General features: G+C 45.4%; 21 protein-coding genes. 6 read left to right on the top strand and 15 right to left on the bottom strand.

Annotation, left to right across the window (positions count from 1 at the left end; genetic code table 11):
- Nucleotides 1-144: 144 nt before the first annotated feature.
- Complete coding sequence (locus J7E32_RS04530; protein ID WP_214904234.1) at nt 145-1680, bottom strand: FAD-dependent oxidoreductase; 1536 nt, start codon at nt 1678-1680, stop codon at nt 145-147.
- Nucleotides 1681-1860: 180 nt separating this feature from the next.
- On the opposite strand from J7E32_RS04530, the gene J7E32_RS04535 reads away from it, so the two are divergent.
- The 3 genes from J7E32_RS04535 (at nt 1861) to J7E32_RS04545 (ending at nt 4084) form a co-directional block, all read left to right on the top strand.
- The gene (locus tag J7E32_RS04535; RefSeq protein ID WP_214904237.1) at nt 1861-3201 is read left to right on the top strand and encodes a UDP-glucose dehydrogenase family protein; all 1341 of its coding nucleotides are present in this window, start codon (nt 1861-1863) and stop codon (nt 3199-3201) included.
- 81 nt (nt 3202-3282) lie between these two features.
- Entirely contained in the window at nt 3283-3762 is a 480-nt protein-coding gene (ybaK, locus tag J7E32_RS04540; RefSeq protein ID WP_214904239.1) for a Cys-tRNA(Pro) deacylase, read from the top strand.
- A gap of 145 nt (nt 3763-3907) precedes the next feature.
- Nucleotides 3908-4084: a hypothetical protein gene (locus J7E32_RS04545; RefSeq protein ID WP_214904242.1), complete on the top strand. Its 177-nt coding sequence runs from the start codon at nt 3908-3910 to the stop codon at nt 4082-4084.
- Here J7E32_RS04545 and J7E32_RS04550 read toward each other — a convergent pair.
- From J7E32_RS04550 to J7E32_RS04585, 8 genes are all read right to left on the bottom strand, one after another.
- On the bottom strand, nt 4076-4807 hold the full coding sequence (locus J7E32_RS04550; RefSeq protein ID WP_214904245.1) for a hypothetical protein: 732 nt from the start codon (nt 4805-4807) through the stop codon (nt 4076-4078). The two genes, J7E32_RS04545 and J7E32_RS04550, sit on opposite strands and share 9 nt — an antisense overlap.
- 6 nt (nt 4808-4813) lie before the next feature.
- On the bottom strand, nt 4814-5176 hold the full coding sequence (locus J7E32_RS04555; protein ID WP_214904248.1) for a FixH family protein: 363 nt from the start codon (nt 5174-5176) through the stop codon (nt 4814-4816).
- On the bottom strand, nt 5173-5844 hold the full coding sequence (locus J7E32_RS04560; protein ID WP_214904251.1) for an ABC transporter ATP-binding protein: 672 nt from the start codon (nt 5842-5844) through the stop codon (nt 5173-5175). The genes J7E32_RS04555 and J7E32_RS04560 overlap by 4 nt, the downstream gene beginning before the upstream one ends.
- The gene (locus tag J7E32_RS04565) at nt 5841-6638 is read right to left on the bottom strand and encodes an ABC transporter permease subunit (RefSeq protein ID WP_214904253.1); all 798 of its coding nucleotides are present in this window, start codon (nt 6636-6638) and stop codon (nt 5841-5843) included. The genes J7E32_RS04560 and J7E32_RS04565 overlap by 4 nt, the downstream gene beginning before the upstream one ends.
- Entirely contained in the window at nt 6635-7948 is a 1314-nt protein-coding gene (nosD, locus tag J7E32_RS04570; protein WP_214904256.1) for a nitrous oxide reductase family maturation protein NosD, read from the bottom strand. The genes J7E32_RS04565 and nosD overlap by 4 nt, the downstream gene beginning before the upstream one ends.
- Nucleotides 7945-8508 carry a hypothetical protein gene (locus J7E32_RS04575; protein ID WP_214904260.1) on the bottom strand — a complete coding sequence of 188 codons (564 nt, stop codon included), beginning with the start codon at nt 8506-8508 and terminating at the stop codon, nt 7945-7947. Before J7E32_RS04575 ends, nosD begins: the two co-directional genes overlap by 4 nt.
- A gap of 137 nt (nt 8509-8645) precedes the next feature.
- Nucleotides 8646-10520, bottom strand: a complete 1875-nt coding sequence (gene nosZ, locus J7E32_RS04580; protein WP_214904268.1) for a Sec-dependent nitrous-oxide reductase — start codon at nt 10518-10520, stop codon at nt 8646-8648.
- A gap of 21 nt (nt 10521-10541) precedes the next feature.
- Nucleotides 10542-10985 (bottom strand): c-type cytochrome, encoded by a 444-nt coding sequence (locus J7E32_RS04585; RefSeq protein WP_214904270.1) that lies wholly within the window; start codon nt 10983-10985, stop codon nt 10542-10544.
- Between the two features lie 338 nt (nt 10986-11323).
- Here J7E32_RS04585 and J7E32_RS04590 point away from each other — a divergent pair, with 338 nt between their 5' ends.
- Together J7E32_RS04590 and J7E32_RS04595 are read left to right on the top strand one after the other, a co-directional pair.
- Nucleotides 11324-12421: a PRK06851 family protein gene (locus J7E32_RS04590; RefSeq protein WP_214904273.1), complete on the top strand. Its 1098-nt coding sequence runs from the start codon at nt 11324-11326 to the stop codon at nt 12419-12421.
- A 53-nt stretch (nt 12422-12474) separates the two neighbouring features.
- Nucleotides 12475-12948, top strand: a complete 474-nt coding sequence (locus J7E32_RS04595; protein ID WP_214904276.1) for a hypothetical protein — start codon at nt 12475-12477, stop codon at nt 12946-12948.
- 42 nt (nt 12949-12990) lie between these two features.
- Here the strand turns inward: J7E32_RS04595 and J7E32_RS04600 are convergent, their stop codons facing one another.
- Nucleotides 12991-14352, bottom strand: coding sequence for a YjiH family protein (locus J7E32_RS04600; protein WP_286182703.1), 1362 nt, complete (start codon nt 14350-14352; stop codon nt 12991-12993).
- Nucleotides 14353-14738: 386 nt separating this feature from the next.
- Here J7E32_RS04600 and J7E32_RS04605 point away from each other — a divergent pair, with 386 nt between their 5' ends.
- Nucleotides 14739-15185 (top strand): GNAT family N-acetyltransferase, encoded by a 447-nt coding sequence (locus J7E32_RS04605; RefSeq protein ID WP_214904295.1) that lies wholly within the window; start codon nt 14739-14741, stop codon nt 15183-15185.
- A gap of 91 nt (nt 15186-15276) precedes the next feature.
- Here the strand turns inward: J7E32_RS04605 and J7E32_RS04610 are convergent, their stop codons facing one another.
- The 5 genes from J7E32_RS04610 to J7E32_RS04630 form a co-directional block, all read right to left on the bottom strand.
- Nucleotides 15277-16929, bottom strand: coding sequence for a glycoside hydrolase family 13 protein (locus J7E32_RS04610; protein ID WP_214904298.1), 1653 nt, complete (start codon nt 16927-16929; stop codon nt 15277-15279).
- A 74-nt stretch (nt 16930-17003) separates the two neighbouring features.
- Nucleotides 17004-18029 carry a LacI family DNA-binding transcriptional regulator gene (locus J7E32_RS04615; protein ID WP_214904303.1) on the bottom strand — a complete coding sequence of 342 codons (1026 nt, stop codon included), beginning with the start codon at nt 18027-18029 and terminating at the stop codon, nt 17004-17006.
- Between the two features lie 24 nt (nt 18030-18053).
- Nucleotides 18054-18875 (bottom strand): carbohydrate ABC transporter permease, encoded by an 822-nt coding sequence (locus J7E32_RS04620; RefSeq protein ID WP_214904306.1) that lies wholly within the window; start codon nt 18873-18875, stop codon nt 18054-18056.
- Nucleotides 18875-19735 carry a carbohydrate ABC transporter permease gene (locus J7E32_RS04625; RefSeq protein ID WP_214904309.1) on the bottom strand — a complete coding sequence of 287 codons (861 nt, stop codon included), beginning with the start codon at nt 19733-19735 and terminating at the stop codon, nt 18875-18877. The genes J7E32_RS04620 and J7E32_RS04625 overlap by 1 nt, the downstream gene beginning before the upstream one ends.
- 204 nt (nt 19736-19939) lie before the next feature.
- The gene (locus tag J7E32_RS04630) at nt 19940-21247 is read right to left on the bottom strand and encodes an ABC transporter substrate-binding protein (RefSeq protein ID WP_214904311.1); all 1308 of its coding nucleotides are present in this window, start codon (nt 21245-21247) and stop codon (nt 19940-19942) included.
- Between the last annotated feature and the right edge of the window lie 118 nt (nt 21248-21365).

Consider the following 21365-nt stretch of genomic DNA (forward strand, 5'->3'; position numbering starts at 1 on the left):
TATAATCCTTGTTTAGAGCGGTTTAATCCCTGTTGTGGGTTCAGCTTAATCCTCGTTGAGAGCGATATATTTCCCGTTGAAAGCGATATAATCCTTGTCAGGCATAATGAAAGCCGCCACTCAATCTGCAGTGGCGGCTTTTTCCTATTCCAGGTCTAATTTTTTCAATGGCAGTTCAGCTGGTCCTTCTATGACATCTCCTTTGTAGGAGAAGCGGGAGCCGTGGCATGGGCAGTCCCAGGTGTTATCGCCATTGTTCCAGTTGAGTTCGCAGCCCATGTGGGTGCAAGTTGTATCGACGACGTGCAGCTTGCCGTTTTCGTCGCGGTACGCTCCTGCGCGCTTGCCATTAACTGTTACGACTGCCCCTTCTTCCTTCACCAGGCTCTCCGGATCCGTCGATGGCCGATCCAGTTTCCCTTTAACCAGTTCCTTTGCGACCAGGGCATTATCAGTTACAAACGTCGCCACATCCGGCTTGGCATGGAATCTTTGCGGTTCGAATAATTCCACATATGGATTATCTTTCTTCAAAACAAGATCGGACATGAGAAGCGCGGCATTGATGCCGTTGCTCATCCCCCATTTCCGGTATCCGGTAGCAACAAAGATATTTTCCGTGCTCGAAGAATATTTGCCGACAAAAGGGATTTTATCAAGGGTAGTCGGGTCCTGCGCGCTCCAGCGGAAAGGAATTTCCTTTACCCCGAACGTTTGCACAGCGAAAGCCTCTAGTGCCTCGTAATACTGGTGTGTGTTTTCTTCCTGTCCGGTAATATGGCTGTCTCCGCCAAACAGCACGAGCTTCTCGCCGTTCCAGTCGGTATACCGCAGGGAGCGTGACGGTGTCTCAGCATTGATATACATTCCTCCCGGGAACTCTTTTTCCGTCCTGACAGCAAGTACATATGAACGGTTGACCTGCATCCTTGAAAAATAGAACCCTTTTAAATCGTAAAACGGGAAGTGGGTACTGATGATCATCTGCTTGCAGCGAACCTTATGGCCGTCCCTTGTCGTGACGACAGGTTCAGAGCCTTCTTCCATATCGACTGCGGTTGTATTTTCAAAAATCTGTCCGCCCATTTCTGTAAAACGCTCCACAAGATGCTTAAGAAATTTCAGCGGATGGAATTGAGCCTGGTTGCGCATGACAATCGCAGCTTTTGCTTCTATTGGAATCGGCACTTCTGAAACATACTCGCTGCCCACCACGCCAAGTTTTTCATAGGCCTTGAATTCTTTTAGGAGCTTTTCCATTTCCTTGTCGGAATTCGTGTAGATATAGGCATCCTCTTCGGTAAAATCACAATCAATCTGCTGCTCTTTCACGATCTTCTTAACAAATTGCATCGCATCGTAATTGGCCTGGTAGTAAAGGCGCGCTTTTTCCTCGCCAAAATGGCTGATCAGCTCGTCATAAATCATGCCATGTTGTGCGGTCACCTTTGCCGTTGTATGTCCGGTTGTGCCATTCAAGATCGTGCCGGCCTCAATCACGGCCACCTTTGCTCCGGCTTTGGCCAGCAAGTATGCTGAAGTCAAACCTGTAATCCCGCCGCCAATGACTGCGACATCCACCTGAAAATCCTCCTGCAGCTTTGGAAAAGAAGGAAGTTCGGCTGTTTTACGCCAGTAAGGCTCAGGAAAGCGAGGCAGCTTTGAAGTGAAATCGTTCATTAACAATCCTCCTTAAAAATCTTAATAATAACTAATTTTTCCTGTATTGATAAAAAACATGCTTTTTTCTTTTACCCGCTTGAAAAAAGGAATAGACAAGTTTTTACCAAGTTGAGCGGATTGGCTAAGATGGTGATGGCTGCATGGTAAAATAAAAACATCAATGATTGGAGGGCCAATATGGATATTACAGTTGTCGGGACAGGCTATGTTGGCCTTGTCACGGGAGTTTGTTTTGCTGAAATTGGATACAATGTGACCTGTTTTGATATAGATGATCAAAAAATCAGTACTCTTTCAAAAGGGAGATGCCCGATTTATGAGCCGGGACTTGAAGAGGTGCTGAATAGGAATCTTAATGAGGGAAGGCTTCATTTTACAGCTGACTTAAAATCGGCCTTTGCAAGGGTGGCCTATATTTTCGTCGCGGTTGGGACGCCTGAAAACGAGGATGGCTCGGCTAATTTAGACTATTTAGAAGCGGCGGTTGCTGATATCGGAGCCAATTTGACCAGGGATGCTGTCGTTGTCATTAAAAGTACCGTGCCGGTTGGGACAAATGAGCGGATAGATCAAATGCTCCAGGACATCATTCCGGACAATATTCAGGTGAAAGTTGTTTCAAATCCTGAGTTTCTGCGTGAAGGGTCTGGCATTCTTGATACGTTCCATGCTGACCGGATTGTGATCGGCACGGATGACCGTGAAGCGGGCGGTGCGGTTGCGAGTATTTATGAACCTTACGGCAGGCCGATTATCCAGACAGATATCCGCAGTGCAGAGCTCATCAAATATGCCTCCAATGCCTTTTTAGCTACGAAAATCAGTTTCATAAATGAGGTTGCTAACCTGTGTGAGCACACAGGAGCAAATATTGAAGACGTGTCAAAAGGAATGGGCATGGACGAGCGGATCGGCAGCCAATTTTTAAAAGCGGGGATTGGCTATGGCGGTTCATGCTTTCCGAAGGATACAAAGGCACTGGAAAAGCTGACAGAGTACTATAACTATGATTTTAAAATTCTGCGTTCCGTGATTGAGGTGAACAGCAGGCAGAAACAGCAGCTATTTTTAAAAGCGAAGAAGATGTTAGGGAGCATGCGGGGAAAGAGGGTGGCGGTGCTTGGGCTTGCATTTAAGCCGCACACTGATGACATCCGTGAGGCACCCGCAATGGAGCTGATCGCCCAGCTTCTTGAGGAACAGGCTGACATTTCCGTGTATGACCCAGCAGCCGTTGAAAAAGTAGAGGAGTTATACGGCAGCCTGCTGTATTACGCTGATTCCGTGGATATGGCGATTAAAGGAGCGGATGTTGTCTTCATCATGACCGAGTGGCCGCAAATTACTGAATATGATTTAGAACGCTACCCATTACTCACGCGGGAGTCGGTTGTTTTTGACGGAAGGAATTGCTATGACTTGGCCGAAGCGGAGGCTGCTGGCTTAACGTACATTTCTGTCGGCAGGAGGGCTGTTAACGTAAAATGGAACCTGGATAATTCAGGATTTCAGGGCTGAGCCTGAAGAGACCGGGATTGAATCGTCCACCTTCCATAAGGTAAAATTATCCTAAATACCTTCAAGTAAGGAGGAACCAGGATGGCGAAGGTTAAAACGAACGCGATGAGAATTCTAGATACGCAGAATGTCCCGTATGAGATTCTTACGTATGATTCAAAGGATGGCAAGATTGATGGTGTTGCCGTAGCGGGGAAGATTGGCCGCGATGCTTCACAGGTATATAAGACACTGGTTGTTGTAGGTTCCAGCAAGGATATATACGTTTTTGTCATCCCGGTGGAAGCTGAGCTGGATATGAAAAAGGCTGCACGGGAAGCCGGGGAAAAGAATGTGGAAATGCTTCCTGTCAAGGACATCCAGAAATTCACCGGCTATATCCGCGGCGGCTGTTCGCCGGTTGGAATGAAGAAGAATTATCCGACATTTTTGGATGAGAGCGCCCGGGAGCTTGAGACCATCATCGTCAGTGCAGGGAAAATCGGTTTCCAGGTCGAATTGGCACCTGACCAATTGGTCAGTGCCATTGCGGGGAAATATGCAGACCTGGTGAAAACATAGATTTTTTGCCTAATAGGGTCAGCGTTCCGACTGGTACGTGTGTGAGAGCGGAAAAGCTGTCAAGAAAACGCTGGAATCGTGACAGGTTTGGGTGTGAGAGCGGAAAAGCTGTCAAGAAAACGCTGGAATCGTGACAGGTTTGGGTGTGAAAGCAGAAAAGCTGTCAAGAAAACGCTGGAATCGTGACAGGTTCACGTGTGAAACCCGAAAAGCTGTCACGATAGGTCATGAATTAAGACAGGTTCTTGAGGAACAGCATAATAATTCAGCAATAAACAGCCTCCGCGATAAGCGGGGGCTGTTCTCATACAATCTATTCTAGCTCAGCTGCGTTGATTTTAATCTCCAAACTGGCGATTTGCGATTGATAGAGTTCTTCATAGCTCTTGGCTGTGTCATAGGCGATCTCTTTTTCAGTAGCATTAGGCTTTTCTTTGACGACATCGTCCTTAAGAGTTTCGTAAATTTGCAATGTGAGCAGCTTTTCGGTGAAGTAGTTGTTCAGCCGGTTCTGGTAGGCATCTGCAGGGAAGTCAGAGACAAGCTGTGAGGCCGCTTCATTCTGTGCGACTTTGGTTGTGAATTCTTCAACGGTCTTTCTCACCTGAGCAGTTTCTACGTCCAGTCCTTTTTCCCTGGCAAGCAGGTACATTGTATGCTGCTCCATCATTTTTGATAGATTGACGTTGAAGTTATCATGATACTTTAACTGATCATCCCAATAGGCGAGTTTCTCCTTCAGTTCCTCGCCCTGCAGACTCTTTTCATCGACAGCACGGTTCAGCTCGATATCAACCTTGTTCATCAGCTGATAAAATTGCAGGTCTTCATAGGAAAGCACCTTACCGTTGATGGTGGCGACTTTGTCATCAGCCTGAAATCCGTCATTCGAGCTTTCCTCAGCGCCTTGCTCACTCGAGTTGTCCTCAGCGTTTTGCTCACTTGAACTTCCCCCAGCCACAGGTTCCTGTTTCTCTTGCTTGCAGCCCCCAAGAATCATACCGCCCACCAGCAGCAATAGTATCAGAAGTGTTTTAAGTTTCATGTTGGATCATTCCTTTTCCACTTCGAATGTAATCACATGTTCAAAAGCAGAGCCGTCGGCTGCTCCTTCGATATTGGCAATCCATTCACCCGCCATCGGCAGTTCGACGCTGGATTCATAAATACCATTTCCTTTGTCTACAAAATCAAGCTCAATGGTACCGTGATCCATTTTGGCCATCTCAAGGTAAGCAGCAAAGTCCAAACCGTCCACCGGCTCGCCATCCTTCATAACCTCAATGACGACTGGGTAGCTTTCGCCAGCCTTATACTTAGGCGCTTTCTTTAAATTGATTTCAAAATCGGAACCTGAGCTGCAGCCAGCTAGAAGAAGCATCAATAATACGAAGCCAGCGAGTAATTTTCTCATTTGTAATCCGCTCCTTTTAAATGTTCATTCAGGAATTCATCAACGGTATACTTTGTCATTTGTCCATCTTCCAAAAATGCGACATGGCTGCAGATTTGCTTGATTTCATCCATATGATGCGATGCCATGAAGATCGTCTTTCCGGACAGGGACTTCAGGATTTGCAGGATTTCTTCGCGGCCGAGCGGATCAAGTCCGCTTGTTGGCTCATCAAGGATCAGGACCTCTGTATCGTAATAAAGCATGACGCACAACCCGAGACGCTGGAGCATCCCCTTGGAATAGCCCTTCACCTGGTTATGCCGGTCTTCCCATAAAGAGACCATCTTCAGTTTTTCCTCGATCTTCTTTTCATCAACGTCACCAGTCCCAAGCGATGCAAAAAAAAGCATATTCTCTTCGCCGGTCAGGTGAGGGTAGAGGTGGAATTTTTCGGGGAGATAGGAAACGATTTTCTTCCAATCGCCCTTCTTATTTGAAAAGCCGTCCAGGGTGATGCTGCCTTTTTTAACAGGCTGCAAACCGAGGATCGAGCGAATCAGCGTTGACTTCCCGGCACCGTTCCTCCCGACAAGCGCACAGTATTCATTTTTCTCAATCGTTAAACTAATATTTTTCAAGACTTGCTTGTTTTTATAGGATTGCGATAGGTCCTTGATTTCAATCATGATTTTTCCCCCTTGCTGCGGAACAGGATGGAGAGCTCGAAGAACAGGATCATCCAGAAGGCCAGGTCAATCAACAGAAACTTCCATGGAGCCATCCAGATCATTTTTTCCATCAATCGTGACATATTGTTCAGAGAGAATAACCCTAGAGATGTTTCCAAGAAAAAGCGCAATGTGTGCAATGGATCCAGGAAGTAGAGCCACGAAAACAGTTTGACATTTTCATAGGAAACAGATGGTACGTATTGTATGAAGGCCAGGTCGATCAGGAAGACAAACAGGAACCATGTGAAAATCGTGGCGCCAATCAGCTGCATCTTCGTATTCGCCATGTTTCCCAAAAACAATCCCAGCTGGTTGAAAATCAACAGCAGTACGACAACCGTCAAGAGAAAATAAATGAAGCTGATTAATTGGAATTGCAGGAACCATTTCATCGCGATGGCTAGAACGAAGTACCAGCCGACAAACACGCCGATGACGACCGTCTGGATCGCAATGGTCTTTTTCAGCAACAGGCTTCGGTTCGATTCTTTCTTCGTCAGCAGGATCATCGATGTCTTCAGCTCTTTTTCCTGGAAGATCGAGAACGATGAAATGAAGAGCGCGAAGATCGGGACAAGGTAAATATTCATGTCGTATAGCGAGAGAAGAAAGGCGTCAAATCCGAGTTCATCTGGATATGAGCGTGCTTCCATCAACAGGAAGATGGACGTCAGCATGACCATGGCCAGGCCGAGCCAGAGGCCTTTCCCGCGTGACTGTTCAAGCCATTCCTTCCAAATGTAGTTCATGATAAACGACTCCTTCTCTTTTTGGTAAAAATCCAACCCGCAATCGCGAGTGCCGGAATGAACAGCAGCATCCATGGGGCGGATTTCTTTTCCTTCGCAATCAGCGGGAATTCATCCACGACCATAACTTTCTGGGTGCTTAAGACTTCATTGATTTTTTCATAGATTTTGATGGCCGGGCTTTTTAAAAATAAGTAAGCCAGCTCATTGTCCTCTACCAGTTTGTAGAGGGATGATCTATATTCAACAGGAGAGTCGCCAATCTGGTTCTGGTCCAGGTCGAGGACCGAAAGCTCTATGCCCCAGTAGTTGCCCATCCCGTTTAAATTCCATTGATTATAAGATTCGGCGCCAATCGTCAGGACATTGGCAATGTTTTGCTCGAAATGGTTTTTCGTGAATACCTGGGAAGTGGAAGTGGTCCATAGCTCCACACCGATGTCATTGTGGAAAAACTTGTTTCCCTCAATCTTGTTCTGCGTGGACTGCTCCAGGTAAATGCCGCGCTGGTTCAGGTAAAATTCATTGTCCAGGACGGTGTTGCTTGTGCTCGTCTGGATGATAAGCCCAAATGAGCGGGATCCCTGGTTAAAGGAAAATTGATTTTCCTTCAACAAGATGTTCTGGGAGTGCATGATGGCTGCACCGCCAGTGTTTTTATTAAAACGGTTTCTGTAAAAAGTATTATCGTTTGAGTACATATAGTGCAGGCCGTACCGAGTTTCACTTACATAATTGTTGCGGATTTCGTTTTTATCCGCGTATTCGACATAAATGCCGTCGCGTGTTTTGGAAATAGTGCTATCTTCAATAATGTTATTGGATGTGCGCACAAGCTGGATGCCATTTCCCTGGCTGCCAAGCTTGCCTGTGCCCTGCCCGGTGACTTTGATATTTTTGACGAGAGTGTGCTTAGAACTATTAATATAGAGACCATGGTAAACATCGTGGATAACTAGATTAATAAACTGGTTGTGCTCTCCCATCGTGCGGATCCCCGAGTATTCCTCGTCGGAGCTCCTGTTCAGGCTGCCGTGTTCAATCGTTAAGTTCTTCATTGTGACATTGGAGGCTTTGATCAGGACGACATTCCCTTTTCCGTCGCCGCGAATTGTCGTATCTTTTTTACCGATAATCGTAATCGGTTTCGTTATCTCGATATTGCCTTCATATTGCTTGTTCTCTAAAATCAAATCACCGTTAATTGGAGTTTCATCAATCAGCTGCTGCAGGGATACATCTGCCGAGACAGGCAGGGTGGATAATATCCAGACGCCTATCCCAACAAATAAGATCATCAGCCGGTTCATTTCCGACGCTCCAGCCAGAATGGCAAAAGTGTCAGCAGGAAGCCTGCTCCAAGAAGGAATGAACCTGTTGTAAAATAACTGTGTGTAACGAAGTTTGCAAGAATGTTTTCTCCAATAATCGGCGGTACGAATGGTTCAAGTTCGATTGGTGCCTTAGGGTCAAGTTCTGTTCCAAATTTCGTCAGCCAGCGATTCATGTCATAAATACCAAGGGCACCACCGACAACAAGCAGTGCTGGCGGTACATAAAGCAGGAACTTCTTTCTCACTAAAGCGACGATGATGATGATTGCCGCAAGCCCCATGATCAGGCCAGGCAGGTATTGCAATTCAGGAAAGCTTTCATTGCTGAAGGGCGCCATGCCGATGTAATGATTCAAGCCGTTTACGATATCGATGTCTCCTTCAAGCTTGCTGGGATAAACGATGATATCCAGCCCTTCCATATATTGCGGTGCGAAAAATTTCATCCCCCACCAGGGGAATTTGAGAGAGGCAAAAATCAGTGCTGCAGCCCCGAAAAGACTTGCCATAGAACCAGCAGATAATTTCTTTGCCATCTGAATCATCTCCTAAAAGAAATCCGCATGCGCTTTTTCTAAGAGCTGCTAAATTTCTGGATTTACAACTGGTGAAAAAAGGGAGAAAGGGTATCGGCTGAAGACTCAATACCCTTTTCCATATTCGTTTTGTCAGGTTATTTCGGTTCAACCAACAGGTATCCGCTCATTTCCTGGTGGAGGGCTGAACAGAAGTTTGTGCAATAGATTGGGAATGTACCAGCTTTTTCAGCGGTAAATTCGATTGTGCTCGTCTGGCCTGGCTGGACTTCGTAGTTCAGGTCGTGGTCCATGATGCCGAAACCGTGGGTGATATCCTGGTCAAGGTCGATGTTCGTCAGGTGAATGATGACCTTGTCACCCTGGTTCACCTTGATTTCATCCGGGCGCTTCGCTTTTGCGTCAAAGACGAACTTGGAACGCATGGCGATACCGTATACATGGACTTCATTTCCTTTGCGCTCAATCCGTGTGTCTTCTTGTTTCCAAACTGAGTGCTCGCGGTTTTCATCTTTCTCATAAATCTTGATGGTCTTGATCTTATCGCGGTGGATCGTCTGTGCGTAATGCGGTTCTGGATCGACTGGAGCCGTGTAAGTCAGGGACATCTTATCTCCAGAGATATCGATCAATTCCATTGATTCAGGGTGGGAAGGTCCAACAGACAAGAAGTTATCCTTCGCGATTTTGTTCAGAGATACAATCCATTTTCCATCCGGAGAGGCTGTGTCGCCCTCAGTGGCAGTGGAGTGTCCCGGTGAGTAGTGGACAGGCGTGCGGTCAACAATTTCACCAGTGTCGACTTTCCACTTCACGATTTCAGAAGAAATGAACATTGTATTGTACGCATGGCCTTTGTCATCGAATTGAGTGTGAAGAGGTCCCAATGCTCCCGGAGGATCAACTTCACGTTCTACAACCTTGTCATAAGGCAAAACAGGAATACCGAACTTCTCCGTTTCAAAATCGCCAGACTTGATCGCTTCAAATGCTTTTTCGAATGAGAATACAGTCATTAATGGTGCCAGCTTACCAGATGCGATGAAGCGTGTTCCGTCTGGAGTGACGTCAACTCCGTGCGGTGATTTTGCAACAGGTACTGCGTAAATGGATCCCTTGTGCTTGCGAGGGTCAATCATTTTTGCGCCATTGACTTCCTCATACTCACCAGCCGCAACTTTTTTCTCAAGTTCCTTCCAGTTAAGAAGGACGATGTAGTCGCGGTCATTCTGTGAAGCATTGATTTCGTTATTGGTCGTCGCGAATTCTGTGTTGTAAGTGGTCATGACAATCCAGTCGCCAGACATCTTTTTACCGGCGTCGGAAAGGTCATAGGACCATGGCGGAAGCATGATTTGGTAAGCCATATCGAGTTCCTTTTTTTGCTGGTCGAATGTGACCATTGAAACGACGCCTTTATATTTCTCCTCGAATTCATCCAATGGAGCATACTCTTTTCCAATCGGCACCGAGAAGCGGGTAGGCATGACGATGTATTCCGTGTTCTGTGTAACGAATGTTCCGGCATGCGGTCCGCCCATGTTTGGCATCTCCATGATGTCTGCTGTATGGAAGTTGCTTAAGTCGACAACACCTATCCGGTTATTGGCGACGTCATTCGCGAACACGAATTTGCCATCATATTCACCATTTGTCTCAGAAATGGCCGGGTGGTGGAAATCTCCCCATGTATAGCCGCCAAGCATTTCTTTCGTCTTCGTGTCAAAGCCATATCCTGTTGCAGGATCTGGAGAGAATACCGGAACGGTACGGATTTTCCTCATGGAAGGCAGTCCGTAAACGAATAGCTGGCCTGAGTGGCCGCCTGATGAAAGCATGTAATATTCGTCTAGCTCACCATAAGGTACATAGACCTTTTCAGCATTCGACTTGTTTGCGCTGCTGTCATTGCTTGCTGTACCTTTAGGCCCTGTTGAAAAATCAGCAAAAAATACTGTCGCCGCCATGAAGCCGGCTAGCAGCCCGGAAGCTGCGGGAACCCATTTTTTCATTAACACTGCACCACCTTTGGTTTATTTTTCAGAAGCTTCTTTCAACACTTTAACAACTTGATTTATTTCTTCCTCCGTCAACGGGTTGCCGCCGATTACGCCGGACATGACAGCTGAGGTAGGTTCTTTAAGGAATTCTTCAACTGGTTTGCCGTGTTTGCCTTCCACATTGGTGAAGGCATCGGAAAGATCGGGTCCGGTTGCTCCGCCAGTAAGGTTCAAGGCTTCGACTGAGTGGCAGCCAAGACAGCCTTTCGCTTGAAGGATGTTCTCCTCGCCAGCAGCAGTGGATGAGGTATCTGTGGATTCTTTTTCTTCCTTGGCCGTTTCGGCAGGCTTTGAAGACTCATTGACAGTCGTGACTTCTTGTTCCTGGCTCTTTCCAGGAATGACATCGAAGGCTATATAACCAATCCCGAGTCCAAGAAGAGCACTGATGATGAAATGGATGATAGGTTTATTCACTATTTTCCCCCCTTGATTGTTTTCCAAGGCTCTTTTCGCTCCAAAAATAAGGCATTGGAATCCAGCCATAAATCTGATTGAGCCTTTCACACTTACATCCTAACTTTTTGAAAAAAACGGTAGTGTGATGTACTGCACACATATTTGTGTTTATTGTGAATGATTTGTGAAAGCACTGTGAGGGGGTGTGAAGAACATCACTTGCCCGGGAAATAGTTCTCAAAATAGACAAATTCACGATGGTGTCTGGGCATTCACCCAGAACAAAATGGCTGCATATAGTATGGAGGATGCGAAAACTTGCCGTTTATAAGAACGGCTGGAGGGAGTGCGATTCTATGTCAGGAAAAATCCTGAACTTTTTTGCCGGCGGCAACACGGCACGCGGTTTTTACAGCTTATATGATTCCAGCTTGCGGGGCTTGTCACGGCTATTTATATTGAAGGGCGGACCAGGAACAGGAAAATCCTCGCTCATGAAAAAGATTGGCAATGAATGGCTTGAAAAAGGCTATGATGTCCAATTCCTGTATTGCTCGTCAGACAACAAATCAATCGATGGTGTGTTAATTCCCGAATTGAATGCCGGGATCGTTGACGGAACTGCGCCGCACGTCATTGAACCGAAGGCACCTGGAGCGGTAGAGGAATACGTCAATCTGGGTGAAGCATGGAATTCCAGCAAGCTTCAGGAACATAAGGAAACCATCCTTGAGCTTAGTGAAAAAATCAGTGAGTCATTCAATTCTGCCTACAGCCTATTTGCCGAAGCGTTGAGAATCCATGATGAGTGGGAAAAAATCTACATCGAAAACATGGATTTTGAAAAAGCGAATGAGCTGACAAACAGACTAATGGATCAGTTCTTCGGAGACAGTACATCTACAAATGGCAGCGGGAGGGTGTACGACCGATTCCTGGGTGCGGCCACTCCGGTTGGCGCAGTCGACTTCGTTCCAAACCTGACTGAGACAGTTGGCAAGAGGTACTTCATCAAAGGCCGCCCAGGCTCCGGAAAGTCCACCATGCTGAAAAAACTGGCCGCTGAAGCACAGTTGCGCGGATATGATGTTGAAGTCTATCATTGCGGCTTCGATCCGCACAGCCTGGACATGGTCATCGTCCGCGAGCTTGACTTCGCAATTTTTGACAGCACCGCGCCGCATGAATATTTTCCGGAAAGAGAGACGGATGAAATCATTGATATGTATACAGAATTGATCACTCCTGGTACGGATGAAAAATACGAAGCAGAGATCAAGGATGTTGGCGGAAGGTATAAAGCGAAGATGAACGAAGCAATTGCTTCTTTAGCGCATGCAAAAGAACTGCGCGACCAGTTGGAGGCCATCTACATCGAAGCCATGGATTTTGCCAAGGTAGACGAAATCACTGAACAGCTGCAAAAAGAAATTGAAAGCCTGAGTGCCAACTAGCACCGATTTGGGCGTTTTGCATACATTACAAGGAAGACTTTTAGAGAGGGGATATGAGTTTGTATTATAATAACTTCTACCCATATGGACCAAATCAGCAATTTGAAGATGATTATGGATTCTATGAGAATGAATTTAACCAGCAGGGAGATATGAGGACATTTGGTGGATTCCCGGGAGGGCCAGGCGGATTTCCAGGTGGTCCGGGTGGCTACCCAGGAGGACCAGGTGGCTTTCCGGGAGGTCCGGGAGGTTCACCAGGCGGAGGGCAGGGTGGAGGCCCGCCATCATCACCGCCGCCAGCATACGTGCCGCAAGAACAGGCAACAGCATTTGCAGTAGACCCAGGCGGGATCAGGCGTTGTATGTTCCGATTCACATACATCTGGCTGATCGATGGCAGAAGCTTCTGGTTCTATCCAGTCTTCCTCGGCCGCAATTCCGTTGCTGGCTGGAGATGGAGCCCCCGCCGCGGATGGGTATACTACGGCATGGACCTAAGACAGATTCGTTCTTTCCAGTGCTAGAAAAAACAAATGGAGCCCCTTGAGACAGGGGCTCCATTTGTTTTAAAAAATAATATGCGCAACCAATACAACGATTGGCAATGTTACAAGTGTACGCTGCAGGAAGATAATGAACAATTCTCCGAAACTGACAGGGATTTTTGATCCCAGCAGCAGGCCGCCGACCTCAGACATATAGATGAGCTGTGTGACGGAAACGGACGCAATGATGAACCTTGTCATCGGGCTTGCGATATCTGCACCAATAACGGAAGGAAGGAACATGTCCGCAAAGCCGACGATCAATGTCTCTGATGCAGCCCTCGCTTCAGGTACCTGCATTAGTTCAAGCAGCGGAATGAACGGCATCCCTAGCCATTGGAATACTGGGGTATATTCCGCGACAATCAGAGCCAGTGTTCCAAGCGCCATGACAATCGGCGCAACACCCATCCACATATCAAGGATATTGCGGATACCGGCAAGGAAGAAATCTTTAAAGCTCTTATTGCTGCTTGCTTTTTCGACAGCCTGAGCCATACCCCAGGAGAAAGGTGTATAGCCATCAGGAATGTTTTCCTCTGAATAATCGTTGTTCTGCTCCACATAATACGTATCCTGCTTCCTGGAAAGAGGCGGGATTCTCGGCAGGATAACAGCTGCAACAACGCCAGCCAGTGTTACGGTTAAATAAAATGGAACAAACATATGGCCCAGGCCAACCTGAGAAATGACGACGAGACTGAATGTGATGGAGACTACAGAGAATGTCGTCCCGATAACAGCGGCTTCTCTTCTTGTATAATAGCCTTCTTCATACTGCTTGCTTGTCAGGAGAACCCCAATCGTGCCGTCCCCAAGCCATGATGTGAGAGTATCGATTGAAGAACGTCCAGGCAATGTGAAAATAGGACGCATGATCTTGGCCATCAACGTTCCGAACAATTCAAGAAGGCCGAAGTTCAGCAATAAAGGCAGGAACAATCCTGCAAAAAGAAACACAGAGAAAAGGATTGGCAAAAGGTCGTTGAGCAGCAGTCCGCCTGTGTTAGGTGACCAAACTGCTTCAGGCCCTAATTGAAATAAAGTCATTACCGCAAAAATTGCCCCTAAAATCCTCGCAACAAGCCAAACAGCTGGTACATCAAACAATGCTTTTAGGAAATGGTTACGGTTAAGAATTTCCGGTCTGATTGTTTTTATTAATAGTGTTCCGATTAGAGTCAGAACGATGATCACAGTCATGATCGCTGGCAGTGTGCCGCCAAGCAGGTCCTGAAGCCATCCGGAAAGGACAGCGATCGGTATCGTTATTTCTCCGTTATAGGAGATTGGTAACATAAAGAAGAATATTCCTATTAATGAGGGAATGATGAATGCTAATAAGTCCCCGGTAGATCTTGTTTTACGCAATGGTTTTTCCAAAATGATTTCACCCTTAAAATACATATTTATAAGCCAAAAATTATTTTAATGCATAACCCCTTTTTTGCCAACACTTTTCTCGGTCCAATTCCTTCCTGTGTTATATTCTCCTAAAGCAAGCAAGCTAAACTCCAATCAGCCACCTTAATGTAAAATTCAATTTTTATAGGAGGATTCCTCCCGCAAAGCGTGAATTCTTAATAGGACTATTACCTTATTTAACCGAGGAGCAGAAGAATGAAAGTAACTTTGGAAAAAATAAGCCCAGATAAAAAGGAAGTACTGCGTAATCTTTATTCACTTTACCTGCATGAGTTAAATAAGAAAAGGTAGTAGGTTAATGGAAGATGAGTTTATGTGCAAATTTTATTTAAGAGGGTGAAGGTATGGGGTTAAGCTTTAAAGTGGCTTCAGAAACGGAGATCAATGAAATTTATGAATTAGCAGGTGAAAACCGTAAAGAAGCAACAAATCACGAATCAGATGATAATCAGCAAAAAATGATCGAAGCATATGAGCATTCCGCCAAGTATAATGCTTATTTTGTTTGCTTAATGAATGACAATACGCTTCTTGGATGGGTTCAAGTTGATAAAGCGTTCGATTACTTAACGGGTGATGAAATCGGCTGGATAAATGATATATATGTAAAAAAGCCATACAGAGGCAAGGGTTACTCCAAATTATTGATGGAAGAAGCCTTAAAGGAATTTAGAAAAAATGGATATAGTAATGTAAGACTGAATGTATATTCACATAATGAAAAAGCATTAAAATTGTATGAGAAAATGGGATTTAAGGATGTTAGTAAATTTATGAAAATATCTTTATAATCACTTGTTTTTTATAAAGTTATGAAGGCTACAGTTAAATTAAAAACGCTGTTGAAAATCTGTTTTCAACAGCGTTTTTTTATGTGAATTATTACTTCAAATACACTCTTGTTTCATATGGCTTCAGTATAAATGAAGATTCCTGTTCTTCAACCTTGTAGTTGTTAAGCAGCAATTGGCTTGATTCAAGCGGGAATCCGTCGAATTCGAAGGCTGCAGGCTCGCTGGATAGGTTGGAAAGCACAACAGCCTGCTTGTCGTCCAATGTTCTTGTATAGGCATAGATTTGTTCGTGGTCTTCGAGAACTAAATCGTATGTGCCGTAAGTGAAAATGTCATTGGCCTTCTTCATCTCGATCATTTTTTTGTAAAAATGAAGGATGGAGTCAGGGTCATTAAGCTGAGCTTCGACATTGACCTCTTTGTAGTTCGGATTCATTCCGAGCCATGGTATGCCCGTGGTGAAACCGGCATTTTCTGCATCGGACCATTGCATTGGCGTGCGCGAGTTGTCACGGCTTGTTGCCCAGATGAAATCCATGATTTCTTCATGCGGCACACCGTTTTCGCGGCGGATTTTGTAGAGGTTCTTGATCGCAACATCATCGTAATCCTGGATTGACGGGAACTGGACATTGGTCATGCCGATTTCCTGCCCCTGATAGATGAAAGGCGTGCCCTGCATCAGGAAATACATCGATGCCAGCGCAGTTGCACTTTCGCGCCAATAGGCCCTGTCATCGCCCCATGTCGAAACGATCCGGGCTTTATCATGGTTTTCAATGAATAGCGCGTTCCAGCCGTGGCCTTCAAGCCCTTTTTGCCAGCGCGTAAAAGTTTTCTTCAATTTTGCCAGGTCGAGTGCCTTCTTTTCAGAGTCCCACAGGTCAAGATGCTCAAATTGGAATACCATGTTGAACTTACCTTGTTCCTCGCCGACCCAAAGATCGGCTTCCTCGATGCTGACGCCATTTGCCTCGCCGACTGTCATGATATCGTATTTAGAGAATGTCTCCTCTTTAAGCTCCTCGAGAAAAGGCTGGATGCCATCTACATTCATATGCTTATCGAATGAAGAAACGTACTGAAGACCCTCAGGATTAGGCATGTCCTTCAAGCCTTCTTCCTTTTTGATATGGCTGATCGCATCGACGCGGAAACCATCGATCCCTTTGTCAAGCCACCAGTTGATCATATCGTATAATGCAGTACGGACCTCTTTGTTTTCCCAGTTCAAATCTGGCTGCTTGCGGGAGAAGATGTGAAGGAAATACTGACCTGTCTTTTCGTCATACTCCCAGGCAGATCCTCCGAAGATGCTTTCCCAGTTATTCGGCTCTGCGCCATCCTTACCATCGCGCCAGATATACCAGTCACGTTTAGGACTGTCTTTGGATTCGCGGGATTCGATGAACCATTGATGCTCATCGCTTGTATGGTTGATGACAAGATCAATGATCAGCTTCATGCCGCGTTTATGCGTTTCAGCAAGCAGCCGGTCAAAGTCTTCCATCGTCCCAAATTCATCCATGATATCCTGATAATCACTGATATCATAGCCATTATCATCATTAGGAGATTTGTACATCGGACAAATCCAGATCACATCGATTCCTAAGTCCTTTAAGTAATCAAGTTTTGAAATCATTCCCTGTAAATCGCCGATGCCGTCGCCATTGGAATCCATGAAGCTCCTTGGATATACCTGATAGGCAACAGCCTCTTTCCACCATTTGTGTTTCATATGAACCCTCATTTCTTTGTATGATCCTGATGTATCCCGTTATTTTACATTAGTCATTTTGCGCTGTCCAAGACTTACTTATGAATGTGACTGCATGATTTCCGCTCAATCATCCGTGCCGGGATTGTGATTCTTTTCGGCAATGTATCCGGATTTTTAATGATTTCTATTAAACAGTTAGCCGCTTCGAAACCTAACTGGAAGATGTCGATGTTAACAGAAGTCAGCTGCGGCCTCATATGTTCCGCAAGTGGTACATCATTGAAGCTGACAATCGAAATTTCTTCCGGCACCTTGATATTCAATTCCTCCGAATAACTCATCAGCTCGATGGCGGTAAAATCATCTGCCACCACGAGCGCAGTAGGCGGCTCATGAGAGGAAAGGAACCTTGTGATGCCTTCTTTTCCTTCTGATTTTAAGCACTGCTCATGGATTACATACTTTTCATTATATTGGATGTCCGCTCTATGAAGGGCTTGCTTATACCCTTCCAGCCGGTCAATTGTAAAAACATGCTCGAGGTTGAACCCGATAAAAGCAATCTTTTGATGCCCGAGCTTGATTAAATAATCAGTAACCTGTTTGGTAATATAAATATTGTCATTATCCACATAGGTGATCCGCTCAGCGTTCATGCTCGGGCGGCCTATGACAGTAAACGGAAACTTATGCTCCAGCAAGTAGTTCATGATTTTATCATCCGTTTTCGAATACAAAAGGATGATGCCGTCAACTCTACGGCCCTGGACCATCGAAATGACCTGCTGGTAAATCTCATCATCCGTTATGCCAGTCGTTAAATACACCCCGAATTGATGTTCATGGGCTTTCATGCTGATTCCCCTGATGACCTCGGGGAAAAACGGATTTTGCAATGCCTGGGTAGCCGAATTTGGCATAACAATACCAATTGTCTCAGTGCTCCTTACCACCAGGCTCCGTGCCTGGAAGTTCGGGTGGTAACCCAGTTCCTTCATCAACTTCCGTACACGCTTCTTCGTTTCTTCATTGATATGAGGGTGGTCTTTAATCACCCTTGAAACTGTTGAAGGTGACACACCGGCTGCCTTCGCTACATCTTTGATTGTGACTGCCATTGGTCGTCTCTCCTATAGAATCGATTATTTTACCGAGCCTTCTGAAACTCCCTTGATGATTTGCTTTTGGAGGAAGAAGTAAATAATGATGACTGGAATGATTGCGATCGTCAGTCCTGCCAGTGCCAGATGCCATTGTTTAGTATATTCCCCAAAGAAGAAGAACATCTTAAGCGGAATTGTTTCCATTCCTTGCTGATTGATGACAAGGGAAGGAAGCAGGTAGTCATTCCAAATCCAGATGATGTTCAGGATGGCCACAGTAACGGACACCGGTTTTAGCATTGGGAAAATGATATGCCAGAAAATCTGGAATCGGTTCGCCCCATCGATCGTTGCCGCTTCATCAAGAGATTTCGGGATTCCGCTCAAAGTTCCGTGATAAAGGAAGATCGACAAGCTTGCCCCAAAACCAAGGTACATGAAAACCAAACCGCCTCGGTTGAGCATTTCAAGCTTACCAAAAATCGAAACCAGTGGAATCATGACGGACTGGAAAGGGATAAGCATTGCCGCTACAAACAGCATGAAAATGATCCCGCTTGTTTTGCCTCCGCGCCTTGAAAGGGCATAGGCGGCCATTGATGAAAAAATGATGATGACGGTGACAGCCAGTACCGTGATCAATACAGAGTTAAAGAAGGTTTTAATAAAATCCAAACGTTCGAAAGCAACTGTGTAATTCTCAAATGAAAAAACATCCGGCAGCTTTAACGTATCCTCGAACATTTCTCGTTTCGTCTTGAAAGAGTTAACAATCATCAGGTAAAACGGGGAAAGCCAGACCAGGGCAAGGATGATGCCGAGAATCTCCAGAATGATTCTGCTCTGCTTCTTCTTTTTCATTACATCTCGACCTCCCGTTTTTTATTGATGTAAACCTGTGTAAGTGAAATAGCCGCAACAATCAGGAAGAAAATGACCGCTTTAGCCTGTGCGAAAGCCATCGCATTTTCGACAAATGCCGTTTTGAAAATCTCCATTGCAACCATCTGTGTCGAATTGTATGGTCCGCCGCCAGTAAGCGATAGGTTTTGGTCGTAAAGCTTGAAAGAGTTGGATAGTGTCAGGAACAAGCTGACGGTGAAAGCAGGCATGACCAGCGGGAACGTGACGTGATAAAACCGCTGGAAGCTGTTCGCTCCGTCAATTTCGGCTGCTTCAAGCAATTCCTGCGGCACTCCTTCAAGGAATGAAATGTAGATGACCATGATGTAACCAGCCATCTGCCAGCTCATTAATATCGCCATTGCCCAGAAGCCTGTTGTCTCAGTGGACAGCCACCCCTCTAAAGCTTCAACGCCAATCAGTTCACCGACGCTCGCGAAAACTTTCGTGAAAATGAATTGCCAGATGAAACCTAAGATCAGTCCGCCGATCAGGTTCGGCATGAAGAAAATTGTTCTCAGGATATTATTCGTCCTGAATTTTTGCGTGACAAGCAATGCAAGTGAAAGGCCGAAGAAATTGATCAGGAATACAGAAACAACAGTGAACTTTGTTGTGAACCACAGTGCTTCTCTGAATTCTTCCTCAGCAAAAAGCGCTTTATAATGTTCAAGGCCTACAAATGAAGGTGTCCTTATCCCGTTCCAGTCAGTAAATGAGTAGTACACGCCAAATGCAAGCGGCAAAATGACCACGAGAGCAAGTGCGAATAGAGCTGGAGCCAGGAAAAGCCAGTACCAGAGATTTCGGTTGCGCATCTGTAAATCCTCCTATTTATTGAGTCAGAAATTCTAGTGTTAAAGGAGCCTTTAAACATGCCCCCAATCGCTGCAGAAGAATTATGAAAAAACCGCCAGCAGGGCTTTTTCATAATTCCACATAAAGCAGCGGTTCTTTTACAGAAAAAAGATAGGAAACAAAACAGCCGCAGCCGTTCTATTTCCTTCTTTAGTCAAAGCTTATTACTTACGAGCTTCTGCCCATGCTTTGGAAGACTCTTCTACTAACTCGTCCCAAGTCATTTCGCCGCTCACATATTTCTGGATGTTGATTCCAAGCTTTTCTTGTCCCCAACCAGTTGGATAACCCATGAAAGTCCAAGCCAGTGTTTTGCCAGCTGAAGAGTATTCATAGATTTCTTTTGCCAGTGGATCAGAGATCTTGCCAGCGTCGTATCCTTCATAAGCAGGAATGAATTTGAAATCTTCGATTACTGCTGTTTTGCCTTCTTCAGAAGTATATAACCAGTCTAAGAATTCCTTAGCTGCTGCCACTTCTTTTTCGTCCTTGTTGCTGTTTACAGCCCAGTACATTGGCACGCCAACCGGGATTGAATCTTCTTTGTAGCCTTCAACTGGGATAGGAAGGATTCCTACGCCGCTGTTAGCAAGCTCTTCGTCGATTCCAGCGATTGAACCTGATACCCAGTTACCTTGCTGGATGATTGCTGCTTTGCCAGTTGAGAACAATTCTTCAACTTGCTTAGCATAGTCAAGGCTTACAGTAGGCTGGTCAGAGTATTTGTTCTGCAGGTCAAGAATCTTCTTGAATGCATCACCGTGTTCAAAAGTAACTTCCTTAGATTCGAAAGCATTGATTACGTTCTGATCAAACTCAGGTGCAAGGAACACGTTTGAAAGGTGAAGTCCTGTTACCCAAGTTTCTTTTGCTGGAAGAGCAAATACAGATGTCAGGCCAAGGTCCTTCTTCTTGCTGTCAAGCGTCTTAACAGCTTCTTCTAATGCGCTGTAGCTAGTGATGCTCTTTGGATCGATACCCGCTTTTTCAAAAATGTCTTTGTTATAAATGAAGCCATAGCCTTCCTGGTTGTATGGAAGTCCAAGTACTTTTTCGTCTTTTGTTACGCCTTCAAGAGTTCCGCTAAGAGCAGCTTTTGCAGCTTCTGTGTCAGAAAGGTCTGCCAGCTTATCCTTCCAGTCTTCAACGTCCTGCGGTCCGCCTACATTATAAATAGTAGGTTCATTGCCAGAAGCAAACTTGGATTTCAATGCAGCACCGTAATCTTCACCGCCGCCGACAGTTGTGATGTTGATGTCCACATCTTTGTTAGCTTCTTCATAAGCTTTTGCAATGTCTTCGAACTGATCCTTGAATTCAACCTTGAATTGGAAAATGTCAACGGTTACTTTGTCTCCATCTTTTCCACCTTCACCCGCAGTCTTGTCATCGCTTGATGAACATCCTGCAAGACCTCCGCCAATCAAAAGTCCTAGAGAAAGAACGGCTGGAAATAGCTTTTTTGCTTTCATTGTTGAGATACCCCCACATTTTTATATTTTTTGCATGCAACCACATGCGTTCCGAAAGCGTTTGCATATTTTTGCATTAAACATGAGATGATACTGATTTTACACAACACCTTTAAAA

Source organism: Bacillus sp. ISL-55 (genome assembly GCF_018613155.1).
In the GTDB taxonomy this organism is placed as follows: domain Bacteria; phylum Bacillota; class Bacilli; order Bacillales; family Cytobacillaceae; genus Mesobacillus.